The 12,423-nt window shown below is 68.6% G+C and carries 14 protein-coding genes and 1 pseudogene; 10 read left to right on the top strand and 5 right to left on the bottom strand.

What is annotated here, in order from left to right; translation table 11 throughout:
• From AB0J93_RS08315 to AB0J93_RS08295, 5 genes are all read left to right on the top strand, one after another.
• The coding region (locus tag AB0J93_RS08315) for a hypothetical protein (RefSeq protein ID WP_363919421.1) at positions 1-232 on the top strand (232 nt) is incomplete at its 5' end.
• 132 nt (positions 233-364) lie between these two features.
• Positions 365-700 (top strand): hypothetical protein, encoded by a 336-nt coding sequence (locus AB0J93_RS08310; RefSeq protein ID WP_363919419.1) that lies wholly within the window; start codon positions 365-367, stop codon positions 698-700.
• A 144-nt stretch (positions 701-844) separates the two neighbouring features.
• Complete coding sequence (locus tag AB0J93_RS08305) at positions 845-1,831, top strand: DUF2199 domain-containing protein (RefSeq protein ID WP_363919417.1); 987 nt, start codon at positions 845-847, stop codon at positions 1,829-1,831.
• 69 nt (positions 1,832-1,900) lie between these two features.
• The gene (locus tag AB0J93_RS08300) at positions 1,901-2,485 is read left to right on the top strand and encodes a sulfotransferase family protein (RefSeq protein ID WP_363919415.1); all 585 of its coding nucleotides are present in this window, start codon (positions 1,901-1,903) and stop codon (positions 2,483-2,485) included.
• 188 nt (positions 2,486-2,673) lie between these two features.
• Positions 2,674-3,261 (top strand): GIY-YIG nuclease family protein, encoded by a 588-nt coding sequence (locus tag AB0J93_RS08295; RefSeq protein WP_363919413.1) that lies wholly within the window; start codon positions 2,674-2,676, stop codon positions 3,259-3,261.
• 290 nt (positions 3,262-3,551) lie between these two features.
• On the opposite strand, the gene AB0J93_RS08290 is transcribed toward AB0J93_RS08295, so the two are convergent.
• Positions 3,552-4,013 carry a MarR family transcriptional regulator gene (locus tag AB0J93_RS08290; RefSeq protein ID WP_363919411.1) on the bottom strand — a complete coding sequence of 154 codons (462 nt, stop codon included), beginning with the start codon at positions 4,011-4,013 and terminating at the stop codon, positions 3,552-3,554.
• Between the two features lie 187 nt (positions 4,014-4,200).
• Here AB0J93_RS08290 and AB0J93_RS08285 point away from each other — a divergent pair, with 187 nt between their 5' ends.
• Positions 4,201-4,524, top strand: coding sequence for a hypothetical protein (locus AB0J93_RS08285; protein ID WP_363919409.1), 324 nt, complete (start codon positions 4,201-4,203; stop codon positions 4,522-4,524).
• Positions 4,525-4,933: 409 nt separating this feature from the next.
• On the opposite strand, the gene AB0J93_RS08280 is transcribed toward AB0J93_RS08285, so the two are convergent.
• Complete coding sequence (locus AB0J93_RS08280; protein ID WP_363919407.1) at positions 4,934-5,158, bottom strand: hypothetical protein; 225 nt, start codon at positions 5,156-5,158, stop codon at positions 4,934-4,936.
• A 117-nt stretch (positions 5,159-5,275) separates the two neighbouring features.
• Here AB0J93_RS08280 and AB0J93_RS08275 point away from each other — a divergent pair, with 117 nt between their 5' ends.
• Complete coding sequence (locus AB0J93_RS08275) at positions 5,276-6,094, top strand: MOSC domain-containing protein (protein WP_363919405.1); 819 nt, start codon at positions 5,276-5,278, stop codon at positions 6,092-6,094.
• Positions 6,095-6,214: 120 nt separating this feature from the next.
• Here AB0J93_RS08275 and AB0J93_RS08270 read toward each other — a convergent pair whose 3' ends face one another.
• From AB0J93_RS08270 to AB0J93_RS08260, 3 genes are all read right to left on the bottom strand, one after another.
• Positions 6,215-6,910, bottom strand: coding sequence for a proteasome protein (locus AB0J93_RS08270; RefSeq protein ID WP_363919403.1), 696 nt, complete (start codon positions 6,908-6,910; stop codon positions 6,215-6,217).
• A gap of 369 nt (positions 6,911-7,279) precedes the next feature.
• On the bottom strand, positions 7,280-8,530 hold the full coding sequence (ectB, locus tag AB0J93_RS08265) for a diaminobutyrate--2-oxoglutarate transaminase (RefSeq protein ID WP_363919401.1): 1,251 nt from the start codon (positions 8,528-8,530) through the stop codon (positions 7,280-7,282).
• Positions 8,531-8,712: 182 nt separating this feature from the next.
• On the bottom strand, positions 8,713-8,910 hold the full coding sequence (locus AB0J93_RS08260) for an MbtH family protein (RefSeq protein WP_007076152.1): 198 nt from the start codon (positions 8,908-8,910) through the stop codon (positions 8,713-8,715).
• 178 nt (positions 8,911-9,088) lie between these two features.
• On the opposite strand from AB0J93_RS08260, the gene AB0J93_RS08255 reads away from it, so the two are divergent.
• The 3 genes and pseudogenes from AB0J93_RS08255 to AB0J93_RS08245 form a co-directional block, all read left to right on the top strand.
• Positions 9,089-10,036, top strand: coding sequence for an ornithine carbamoyltransferase (locus tag AB0J93_RS08255; RefSeq protein ID WP_363919397.1), 948 nt, complete (start codon positions 9,089-9,091; stop codon positions 10,034-10,036).
• Complete coding sequence (locus tag AB0J93_RS08250; protein ID WP_363919395.1) at positions 10,033-11,505, top strand: amino acid adenylation domain-containing protein; 1,473 nt, start codon at positions 10,033-10,035, stop codon at positions 11,503-11,505. The genes AB0J93_RS08255 and AB0J93_RS08250 overlap by 4 nt, the downstream gene beginning before the upstream one ends.
• Positions 11,502-12,389: pseudogene (locus AB0J93_RS08245) on the top strand (pyridoxal-phosphate dependent enzyme); the annotation flags it as partial. The gene AB0J93_RS08250 and the pseudogene AB0J93_RS08245, both read left to right, overlap by 4 nt.
• Between the last annotated feature and the right edge of the window lie 34 nt (positions 12,390-12,423).

Genomic DNA, 12,423 nt, shown 5'->3' with positions numbered 1-12,423 from the left:
GCACCGAACGATTCCCGACTTTCCGGCGCTCGATCCGCCGTTGAGCACGATCACCTGCTTTGGCATGTGGTCACGGTACGGCTCCGGACCGGCAAGCGTTCTTCGGCATCTGCTGCGCCCAGCGATGGTGACCGCGACCGGCCCGGTGACCCACGACGGTGACCAGCCCTCGCGGTGCACGGATCTGCCGCCGAGTTTGCTCGGCAGCCAGCAGAGGTGGTCCGCATCGTGAGGCGCACGCAGGCTGCCCGCTGCGCGCGCTCGTGCTGATGAGTGCCCCGGCGGTCGGCGTTGGCATGATCGCTGCGTGATTCAACGCCGAACGGAGTCAGCGCGAGTGCTGCCGGGGGCCGAGGTGTTACTCGTGGGCCTGTTCTCGGCGAAGGACACCGAGATGGATACCAAACTGGACCTCTTGGCCGCTGTGGTGGAGGCGTACGGTGCGCGGGTCGTGGGCCGGCTCGTTCAGCGCCGGGGTGTCTCGCACGGTGGCGCGGACAAGATGGCTGCTCCGTTCTCGCGGCGGACGTTGGTGAGCGCGGGCAAGGCCCGCGAAGTCGCCGATGCGTGTCGGGCGAGGCAGGTTCGGGTGGTGGTGTTCGCGAATCCGCTGGCTGAGCACCAGCGGGCCGTCCTCGGCGAGATGTTCGGCTGCATGGTGATCAGCGGTGAGGACCTTCCCACACCTGGCGGCGGATAGCACGCGGATCTGCCGCGCAGCGGGCGCGACGGGCGGCCCGACATGTGTCCCTCTTCGGCGGCCATGCCGTGGGCTCGTCGGGGATACGCGTCGTGGTGCCTGCCGTCGTTCGACGCTGGGGTGAGCTTCTCGTACAGTCCCGGTGTGCTCGATCATGTGGCTGGTTGCTCGTGCTGCGGTGAGCCTCTGGATGGTGTTGACCTTGACATCCGGTCGTCGTTGCCGGACGCGATCCTGGCGCTGCCTGCCGAGCAGCGGGCGTCGGCTTGGGGAAACTCCGATTTCCAGCGGATCGAGGGTGTAGGCGGCTTCCTGCGCTGTCTCATGCCGGTGCACCTGACCGGTGGCGCAAGCGTGACGTATTCGGTCTGGCTGAAGCTCGACGACGAGCAACTGCGCCACGCCAACGCGGTCTGGACCACACCCGGGTACACCGATCTGACGCTCCGGGGTGAGGTTGCGAACGCGATCAAACCATGGCCCGGGCTGCTCGGTGAGATTGCCGGGGCGCAGGTCCGCGATGCCGGAACCTTGCCGTATCTGGTCGCAGAACGGAACAGTCTGTTGTCGCGGGTGCTGACCGAGGCGTGGGACCGCGACGATGTACTCAGTCGGATCTGGCACCCGCTGCCGCTCTCGGTCCGCCAGCAGATCACCGCGAGCTGGTCCGTGGAACGCACCGCCGGTCTGGGCTCGCGAACGGCCGACGGCATCATGATGTTCGTGGGACGCGGCCGGACCGTTCACATCGAGGCGTTCGATACCTCGAAAGCCATGACAGCCGATGCTGCGATCGCCGAATTCAGCGGGGGCTTGCCCGAACGGTGCGACGGCGAGTTGTCGGAGCAAGACGGCGAGGTGGTGCGACGGGCATTCTGGCTCACAGTGGTCGTCGACGGTAAGCCGCAGCATGAACTCCACGGTTATGCCGCGACCTCCGTATCACGTGCATGCACGACGACGCCTCCGACCAAGCGTGGGCTCAACAGGTCTGGCGATCGGCGCGGTACGACAATACCGAACAAGACGCGGGTCATTCCCGTGTCTAATCCGCGGCAGAGTCACCCGGGAAAGGGCAGCGCACGGATTTGCCGCGAATCGGACGCTACCCAGCGCGACGAAGATCGTTGATGCCCTGCGTTCGATTGTGCCGGTGTGAGCGTACTGCCCTAACCACGTCCGCCATGCAAGCATGGTCGGATGCGTTTGATCGGGGCTGGCTGGGGTCGCACAGGAACGACCTCCTTGGCTGCGGCGCTCGATCGTCTCGGTGTCGGGCCCTGCTTACAGATGCAAGAGATGTGGGCGCATCCCGACTTGGCCGACGTCTGGAATGAGCACCATGACGGCGCGCCGGTCGATTGGCGCTCAGTGCTCAAGGGGTGGCGGTCGACCGTCGATTGGCCGGGCTGCTGGCAGTGGCAGGACTTCGCGCGCATATGGCCGGACGCTCCGATCTTGCTCTCCGTCCGTCCTTCGGATGAGTGGTATGACAGCGTGCGAGCGTCGATCCACACTTGGACGGCTCCTGGGAAGGATATTGGGCCGCCGCCGGTGACAGCGCTTCTCAACCGTGTATGGGAGGAGGACTTCGGCGGGTGGGAGTGCGTGCTGGACAGAGGTCACGCCATTGCCTGCTATGAGCGGCACAATCAGTCCGTCCGCGCCTCGTGTCCACCGGAACGGCTCGTGGAGTGGACAGTCATCGACGGCTGGAGGCCGCTATGCCGCGCATTGAATCTGGCGGTGCCGGACGAGCCTTTCCCGCATCTCAACAAGCGGTGAGCGGTCGACCGTCGCCGTTCGCTGCGCTGATCCCATTCATATACACAAGACATAAGTCGCGCAGACACGCACTCTCATGGCACCGAGCGCATGGCAGCGTCCCGCCAGGGTGGTGCAGGTACCGTTGCGTGGGGCAGCCGGTCCTTCCGGCCCCGGCCACGATCTGCCCGGGACCTACGATGGTCTCGATGACCATTCCCGAACGGCGACACGACGACGTGCCCACCGACGAAGCCCGCGTCGACGAGGCTCTGCGGCTGCTCTGCGGCGTGCCGGTCGAGCTCAACGCTGCCGTCAAGCGGCTCAGCCGGGGCAGCGGTGTCTACGCCTGGTGGGCTGCCCCGTCGGTCCTGCCCGATCTTCCCGGGCTGCCGAATGAGAACGTCCCGTCGTTACGGCTGCTGTACCTTGGACGGGCGACCAGCCTGCGAGGGCGGATCCTGCGCAACCATCTGAGGCGTTCGGGCAGCTCGACGCTGCGCCGTACCCTGGCCGGGCTTCTGGTATCCGAGAGATACCGAACAACCTGGACCGACCGGGTCGTCCTGATCCCCGAGGACGAGGCGCGGCTGACCACGTGGATGCACACACACCTGCGCTTGACCTGGGCGGAGGACCCGGAACCGGCGACCATCGAGACCGAACTTGTCCGGCGTATGCACCCGCCGCTGAACGTACACGGCGTCGACCCCGAACACATCCAGCCGGCCGTTGTTGCCGCCAAGAACTCATACAACGCCAGCAGCCGCCCGGCCGATCCTCCGCAAACGCCGTAACTGGTTAGCCGACATGCGGACGGGTACGGCTTTCGCGCTCATGCCGCGAAGCGTTCGTCACCGTGGGTGATAGTGGAGCCGGTCGACACTGGCGTACGGTCGGATCGAAGAGTGCGCGGCGGCGTCCCTGCAGGGATGAGGTTGCCGAAGCCACCCTCAGGAACCCGTGTTGCCCACAATCCTTCCGTGTCGAAGGGCAACCAGCCGTCCCGCGGTACGAACCGGAACCAGACCTTGATGATCACGTTCGTCGTCCGCTACGTCGACAGGGAAGCGGTTGGTGCGAGGCCCTACATCGAGCCACCGGTGTTCTGGATCATCTGCCGGAGTACCTTGAGAGTCGTGACGTAGTCTGCGTCATCGATGCCATTGTGGATTTGGGCTCGGATCGCCGGCGCATGTCGCTTGAGGCTGAGGCGAGCCTCTTCCCCTGCTTTGGTGATCCATAGCCTTCCTTCGTGGTCGCGGATCAGCCATCCACGCGCCAGCAGAGCCTCAGCTTCGGCGTCCAGATCGTCCTCGGCCCTGAGGTACGAGCTCATCGCCTGTTGAAGCTCAGGAATGGTCAGCCCGCCGCCATCCGGCAGAAGGTCGTTCTTGGAGAGGTTGCGTAGCAGCCAGAACTGAAGCTGGGTGAAGCCGTGTTCGGCATGTCGGGCTCGGGTGAAGGCGATGAGCGACTCATAGGCAACGCCGGTCCAATAGGCGGCAGGTTGGCCCGCAAGTTCGGCGTCGGACAGCTGTTGCGCCACAGGTCTACCTCCGGTGGTGAGCGGTTGAGGATGAAGGTAGAACTTCAACTTTGGTTCAGATCAAGAGCATGGTCGGAATGACTGGGTGGTGGGGGAGGGCACCCGGATCCGCCGCCGACCGAACGCTGCCCGCCGGTGGACCGGCCGAACTCGGTGGGGCTGACCAGGCATGCGAGATCATGTCGACATGGCCAGCATCCTTGAGATCCACGTTCCGTTGGTACCAACTCCTGGTCTTGAACCGGGCGCCTATAGGTTCCCCTGGATCGACCAGGTCGAGGACTTCCTGGCCGACTTGGAAGACGAAGGCACGGTCGAGGCGTACGACGACGGCGAGGAACTCGGCGACGTGTATGTCTTCTTTATCGCCGGAGCGACCGAGGTCAGCTTGCTGACCGCCGCGTCACGGGTAGCAACTCTCGACGGCGTACCGACCGGCGCGTTCGCAATAGTCTCCGAGGACCGAGCTCCGGATGGAACCGGACGACGGATCGACCTCCCGGTCGTCTGAGGTGCTGGCTACACCCGCCCGCACCTGAGCCCTCCGGGCCTCCCGGTTTGCCCAGGTGACTGTCGAGGTCGCTGCTCCGCGGGCGGCTCCGCTGATGGTCGGCCCGGCGGCCTGCTGCCGATGGCAGGGCGGGATCACTGGATGGGCTGCGGTCGTGTGGTCCAGGTGGGGTCGAGGCGGTCGAGCAGCGCGTCTTGTTCACTTTCAGATTTCCCTCTCGGAAGCTATCCGCGTGCCGATCGCCGGGCAAGGTGCGCAGCACACCAGTGGGCATGCATTCCTCACGGCTCTATTCCGTTTCGGTGCGGGTGACGTATCGGGCAGCACAGCGGCCATTGGTACCTGCTCGACCTCCTCGCGACTGCCCGCACCCAACCCGAGATCACATCCACCGACTCCTGCACGGCTTCTACACCCGCTGCGCCATCACCGACCTGCCCGAACTCCACCGACTCGCCGCCACCATCGAGACCTGGCGGCTGCCGTAGTCGACTGGTCGCCCGTGCCGGTCCGCTTCCGGCATGCCCAACAGTTTCTCGGCCAACTCCCGCTGGATGTTGCGCCACAGATCGAAGTCAGCGGAACGCGTGGTCGGCAGCAGCGACGACGGTTGGAAGATGCCCGACGGGATCACCTACAACATGCCGCCCGCCGCAGCCACGGCACGAGGGTCACGGCGGTGCATGAATCGCCCACCTCGCTACGGGGCCGATCGCGGATATCTTGGGCAGCGCAGACCTAGGGGGTAGTCATGGGGGAAGTGGTGTGGCTGGGTCGGTACCCGGTCAAGTCCATGGGTGGCGAGGACCTCATCGAGGCGCGCCTGGACGCCTCGGGCGTCGTGGGTGACCGCCGCTGTGCCCTGATCGACGAGGAGACCGGCCTGGTCGCCAGCGCGAAGAACCCTCGCAGGTGGCGCGCCCTGCTCTCGATGGCCGCCCGTCACGAGCCGGACGGCTGCGTGGTCGTCACCGGCCCCGACGGCGAGCAGATCCACACCGGCGCACCCACCGCCAACTCCGCACTGTCGCGAGCCCTGGGACGACCCGTACGGCTGACCGACACCCTCCCGCAAGACGCGAGCATGGAACGGCTGACCCCGCCGACCGAGCGCGGCGCCGGAACGATGACCCACAGCAGCCTCGCGGCCGGCACCCCCGGCAACACCTTCGTCGACTTCGCCGCCGTCCACGTGATCACCACCGCCACCCTGGAGGCCTTGGCCCGGCGGCACCCCGGCGGCCGGATGGACCCGCGACGGTTCCGCCCGAACATCGTGGTGCGCCTGGACGACCCCGCACCCTTCGCGGAGAACACCTGGCAAGACCAGACCATGACCGTCGCCGCCCACGCCGAGATCCGCATCGTCGCACCCACCCCGCGCTGCGCGGTGCCCACCCTCGCCCAAGGCGCCGACCTGCCCGACGACCCAGCCGTGCTACGCACAGCCGCACGGCTCAACCGAGTGCCGGTCTTCGACCTTGGCAAACTGACCTGCGTCGGCGCCTACGGTGCTGTCCAACGCGAGGGCCCACTGCGGATTGGCGACCGCATCATGATCGCCGCCTGACCCGGCACCCCGAACGTGCGCGGTGCGCCGGCGATCCGCCCGAGCCGGAAACTCGCCCCCCTGTAGCGGTGGACACCCGGTGGCCGTCACCATGCCGGTCGTCGCCGTCACCCGCCGGCGTCAGTCGAACAGCCGGTCGAGCGCTTCCTGTTCGAGGTCGCACCAGCGCTGGGAGTCCTTCAGCGCCTTGGCGATCTCCTTCTCGTCGAGGTGGTGGGCGTCCTCCTCGCGGATGCACGCGACGCTGAACGGCCCGCCGACCGACGGCGAGGTCCGCTCCAGCGCCTCCAGCACCCGCACCACGCCCACCACGCCGTACTCGACGGTGCGCGTGGTCATCCGGAAGTGGGACAGCAGCGCGCCGGCCTGCTGAGCCATGGGCGCGCCGGAGCCGATGGCGTGGAAGCCCACGTCCTCGTAACGGCCGATCAGCCCGTTGGGGTTGATCTCCACGATCCACGGCGCGCCCTGGCTGTAGCCGGCCGCGAGGAGGTACGCCGACACCCCGCCGCCGTCGTCCTCGCCGGGCACGTCCGGGATGTAGTTCTCGTAGTGCTTCTTGAAGACGGGCAGGACGCGCTCCTGCAACTCGTCGCCGATGTCGGGTGCCTCGAGGATGGCGGTGGCCGAGTCACTAAGGAGGGGGCGCAGGTCGTTGAGTACTCCCCGCGCGCCGCTGCCGCCCCAGGCGGCGCAGGAGCCCAGTGGGTGCAGCTTCTGGGCGGGGAAGCTCAGACCGCGGTCGCCATCGGTGATCTGGGAGTCCGCGCCGATCACCACCCCGTCGCTGCAGACAACGGCGAGTACGACGGTCATGGGGGCCTCCTGGGCGGGGGGTACGGGGTTGGGCGCGAGGTACCCCGCATGCCGCCTGCCTACACCCCCGACAGGTGGCGGCCCGTTCGCTGCCCCGGACGAGAGTCCCCTTCGGCCCGGGCAGGAGGGACTCTCGGACGGCAGCTAGGCCGACCGGGCGCCCACGTGCCAGAACTTACAAGCGCGAGGTCGGGTGCTGCCAGGATGGGAAGTTGCCCGGATCTTGGGTTCGGCAAGGGCACACCGGGCGCAGTGGGCCCGGAGGGTCGGGGCGCCGGAGCGGGGAGGTCGAACACTCAGGCGAGGAACCGGAATGAGCGCCGCCAGAGGGGATGACCTCGTGCGGCGCCCGGTCCGGTCGGGTGTGACTCAGCCGGCGACCGCTGCCGCCACCGCCTGCTCCAGGATGCCGAGGCCCTCGGCCAGCTCGTCGTCCGTCAGGGTCAGGGGCGGCATGAGCTTCAGCACCTCGTCGGTGGACCCGGACCTCTCCACCAGCAGCCCACGGGAGAACGCCTCCTGGGCGACTCGTCGGGCAATGTGCGGCTCGCGGAATGCCAGACCCCACACCAGGCCCCGGCCACGCGAGGTCGCGATGTGCGCCTGGTGCCGATCGGCGAGTTCCGCGAGCCAATCTTCCAGCAGGATCTCCCGTTCCGCTGTCTGCTTTTCCAGTTTGCTGTCGACCCAGAATGCTTTCAGTGCGGCGGCCGCGGTGACGAAGGCGAAGTTGTTGCCACGGAAGGTTCCGTTGTGTTCGCCGGGTTGCCACACGTCGAGTTCGGGGCGGAAGAGAGTGAGGGACATCGGCAGGCCGTATCCGCTTATGGACTTGGAGAGGCAGACGATGTCGGGGGTGATTCCGGCGTGCTCGAAGCTGAAGAACGGGCCGGTGCGGCCGCAGCCCATCTGGATGTCGTCGACGATCAGCAGCACGTTGCGGCGGGCGCACAGCTCGGCGAGGTCGGCGAGCCAGATCGTGCGGGCCGGGTTGATCCCGCCCTCGCCCTGCACGGTCTCCACGATGACGGCGGCCGGTAGGTCCATGCCGCTGCTGCTGTCGGCGAGCATGGTGTCGAGCAGGGTGAGCCCGGACACCTGACCACCGGCGAAGCCGTCGTACGGGATGCGCCAGGTGTTTCCGAGTGGGACGCCGGCGCCGGCGCGCAGGGTGGCGTTACCGGTGAGGGCCAGTGAGCCGAGTGACATGCCGTGGAAGGCGCCGGTGAAGGCGACGACGGTGTGGCGTCCGGTCACTTTGCGGGCGAGTTTGAGGGCGGCCTCGACGCTGTTCGTACCGGTGGGCCCGGTGAACTGCACGCGGTAGTCCAGGCCACGGGGGACGAGCACCTGCGACGCGAATTCGGTGAGGAAGTCCTGTTTGGCGGCGGTCAGCATGTCGAGGCTGTGCGTGACCCCGTCCCGTTCCAGGTAATCGAGGAGGGCTCGCTTGAGGATCGGATGGTTGTGGCCGTAGTTGAGGGCGCCGGCGCCGGCGAAGAAGTCAAGGTAGGCGCGGCCGTCGTCGGCGAACATTCGGCTGCCTCGCCCGTGGTCGAACACGATCGGCCAGCTTCGGCAGTAACTACGGACCTCGGACTCAATTGTCGGGGCGATCATCATTTCTCCTCGAAGTTGGAGCTGCCCGTCCACCACGGTTTCAGAGTCGTGTCGATGTCGATTTCTGCGTCCACGGCGCTGAGCTGCCGGCCCTCGGCGGCGGGACGTTGTGCTGCCGCCCCGCCGCGCACCGTGTTCGACGGGGCGGCGGGGCGGTGGAGGTACGGTACGAACTTCGGCCGTCAGGCCTGGGCCATCTGCTCCCGCAGGCTTCGCGGCCGCATGTCCGACCACACCTTCCCGATGTGATCCAGGCACTCCTGCTTCGACCCGGACGTCCCTTCGGCGGTCCAGCCGAGCGGCAGTTCCCGGTCGGCCCACCAGATCGAGTACTGCTCCTCGTCGTTGCGCACGACGCGGTAGACACCGTCGTCAGTCATGGCCCCTCCGGCATGGTCGGGTGATCCGAATAGCTGAGCCCGATATTGCCGGGCCCGGCCACACCGTCCATAGAGACGAAGACGCAGACGCGTCGTGCGGCTCCGTCCCTGTTCGACAGTCCGCACCTCGCGCAGGCTCTGGTGTCACGGCCGATCGCCACCTGGAAGGGGGCTCGGCATGACCGAGCGACGCCATCTGATCTCCATCGACGACCTCTCCGACGACCAACTGCGCTGGATCGTCCAGCGCGGCGCCGAGTACTCGCGTGGTTCCGCGGGAACCGACCGGCCCCTGACCGGGGCGGTCGTCGGCGTGCTGTTCCGTAAGACGTCCACCCGTACCCGGACCGCGTTCTCCGCCGGCGCGCTGCGACTCGGCGCCAGCCTGATCACGTACGGCCCGAACGACCTGCAACTGGCCACCGGCGAGTCGGTGGAGGACACCGGCGCGGTGCTGTCCGGCATGCTCGACGTCCTGGTCGCCCGTACCGTCGGGCCGGAGGCCGAGCTGCGCGCGTACGCCGCCCAGAAGCGCATGTCGGTGATCAACGCGATGAGCGCGGTCGAACACCCGACGCAGGCCCTCGCCGATCTCACCACGATCGTCCGGCACTTCGGTCGGGCCGAGGGCGTACGGGTGTTGTACGTGGGGGAGGGGAACAACACCGCCTCGGCGCTGACGCTCGCGCTGTCCCGGTACCCCGGCGCCGAGCTGCACCTGCGCACCCCGCCCGGGTACGGCGTGGAGCAGCGGTATCTCGATCAGGCGGCGGTGTCCGCCCGGCGTAGCGGCGCGCGCGTCGAGCAGCGGCACGACGTGTCCGGCCTGCCACCGGTCGACGTCGTCTACACCACCCGTTGGCAGACGACGGGTTCGACGAAGCCGACGCCCGACTGGCGTACCGAGTTCGCCCCGTTCCAGGTCAACGAGGAGCTGATGGCCGCCTGCCCGGGCGCGATCTTCATGCACGACCTGCCGGCGCACCGGGGCGAGGAGGTGACCGCCGCGGTACTCGACGGACCCGACAGCATCGCCTTCGCCCAGGCCGAGAACAAGTACCACAGCGCCCGGGCGGTCCTGGAGTGGTGCGCCGCCGACCGGCCGAGCGGCGGAGCGGGGCTGTGACCACCTTTCTCGACGACATCCTGACCCACGCCACGACCCGGCCCGACGCACCGGCGATCGTCACCCCGGACACCGCCCTGTGCTACGAGGATTTCGCCGCCCGGACCGACCGGCTGGCCCGGGCGCTGGTGGCCCGGGGCGTCGGACCGGAGCAGGTCTGCGCGGTCATGGTCGACCGAGGCCCGGAGGCCGTCATCGCGATGGCGGCCGTGCTCCGGGCCGGCGGTGCCTTCCTTACTCTCAACACCGAGTTGCCCGATCAGCGGCTGGCCGCGATGGTGCGCACCGCCCAGGCCCGGTTCCTGGTCACCACGCCGTCCCGGGCCGGGCAGCTCGACCTTCCCATCGACGGCCCCACCGTGTTCGTCGACGCGCCTGACGTGCCGGCGACCCTGCGACCGGTGTCGCCCCGATCGCTCGCCTACGTCAGTCATACGTCCGGCTCGTCCGGGCCGCCGAACGCGGTCCTGCTGGAGCACCGCGGCGTCACCAACTATCTACGGTTCATCGTCGACGACTACCGACTCGGTCCGGACACCGTGGTGCTGCAACTCGCGCCGTTCGGGTACGACGCCTCGATCCGGGACACGTTCGCCCCGCTCGTCGCCGGCGGGCAGGTGGTCCTGGTGCCGCGCTCCACCCTGCTGCGCGCCGGTGAGTTCGTCGCGGCCCTCCGCACGTGGGGGGTGAACACGATTCTCTCGGCCACCCCGACCTTCCTGACGTCGCTGCGGCGCAGCGATCTGCCGGACCTGCGGTTGACCGTGTCCAGCGGTGAGTCGCTGCGGCCGTTCCTCGTCGCCGGCGGCCGGGACTTCGTGCCCGGACGGATGATCAACCAGTACGGCCCGACCGAGACCACGATGACCTCGACCCGCTTCGACGTGCCGCCGGTCCCGGACACGACGGTCGACCTGATCGGGACACCGATCGACGGTGTCAGCGTGCACCTGCTCGACGACGAGCTGCACGCCGTGCCCGACGGGGGCGTCGGCGAGGTGTGGATCGGTGGCTGTGGGGTCGCGCGCGGCTACAGCGGCCGGCCGGCGTTGACCGCGGACCGGTTCGCGCCGGACCCGCACGGCGCGCCCGGCGCGCGCATGTATCGCACCGGCGACCTGGCGCGTCGGTTGCCCGACGGTGACCTCGTGTACCTCGGGCGCATCGACCGGCAGATCAAGGTCCGGGGCTACCGGATCGACCCGGCCGAGATCGAGGGCGCGCTGCTGGCCCATCCCGCCGTCACCGGTGCGGTGGTCACCGCGGGTACCGATGCCGGCGGCCGGGTCTTCCTCATCGCGCACGTCGCGGCCGAGTCGGCGGAGGTGACGGACGCAGCGCTGCGTGCGCATCTCGCGATGACGCTGCCCCACTACATGATTCCCCGACGGTTCGCCCGGATCGACCGCCTACCCACGACGGTCAGCGGCAAGACCGACCGCAGGGCGGTCACCGTGGACGGGCCATGAGGACGACAGGCGTCGGGCCCACCCTCGCGGACGTGCGGATGGCCGCCGGCCGGATCACGGGCCTGGTGGATCGCACCCCGGTGCTGGCGCTGGACTCGCGGGTGCTGCTCAAGGCCGAGCACCGCCAGCGCGGCGGCTCGTTCAAGATCCGGGGCGCGGCGAACGCGATGCTCGCGCGGTACGCGGACGAGGTGGTGGCTGGTTCGTCCGGTAACCACGGCATCGCCGTCGCCATGCTCGGTGCCGCGTTGGGCATCAGGGTGACGATCGTGATGGCCGCCGGGGCCAGCGACGGCAAGGCCCAGGCGATCCGGGCACTCGGCGCCAGCGTGGTTCGGGTGGCCGGTGGCGTGGTCGAACGGGACCGTCGGGCCGCGGACATCGCTGCGGCGACCGGTGCGGTCTTCGTGCCGTCCTCCGACGACGAACTGGTGGTGGCCGGTGCCGGCACCGTCGGGCTCGAAGTGTTGGAGCAGGTGCCGGGCGTGACGACGATCTTCGTACCGACCGGCGGTGGTGGCCTGCTGGCCGGCGTGTGCCTGGCCGCGTCGGCGTTGTCCCGGCGGGTGCGGGTCGTCGGGGTGGAGCCGACGTCCGCACGTCGGTACGCCGTTTCGGTTGCCCGGGACGCGCCGACCGAGCTGCCACCGTCCATGACGATCGCCGACGGCCTGCGCGGGCAACGACCCGGCGCGGTTCCCTGGCCGATCATTCGGCACCGGGTCGACGACCTGATCGGCGTGACCGACGACGCGATCACCCACGCGCTGGGTGTTCTCCGCCGCGCCGGTGTCAGCGCGGAACCAAGCGGTGCGGTAGCGCTGGCCGGCGCGCTACGGCGCGGATCTGCCGGTCGGGCGGTGGTGATCGTTTCCGGTGGAAACGGCACCGCCGGCACCGGCAGCAGCACGACAGAAA

The sequence above is a fragment of the Micromonospora sp. NPDC049374 genome (genome assembly GCF_040677165.1).
Classification (GTDB): Bacteria; Actinomycetota; Actinomycetes; order Mycobacteriales; family Micromonosporaceae; genus Micromonospora.
The sequence above is the reverse complement of the archived record's forward strand: the minus strand, read 5'-3'. Positions and strand labels throughout refer to the sequence as shown.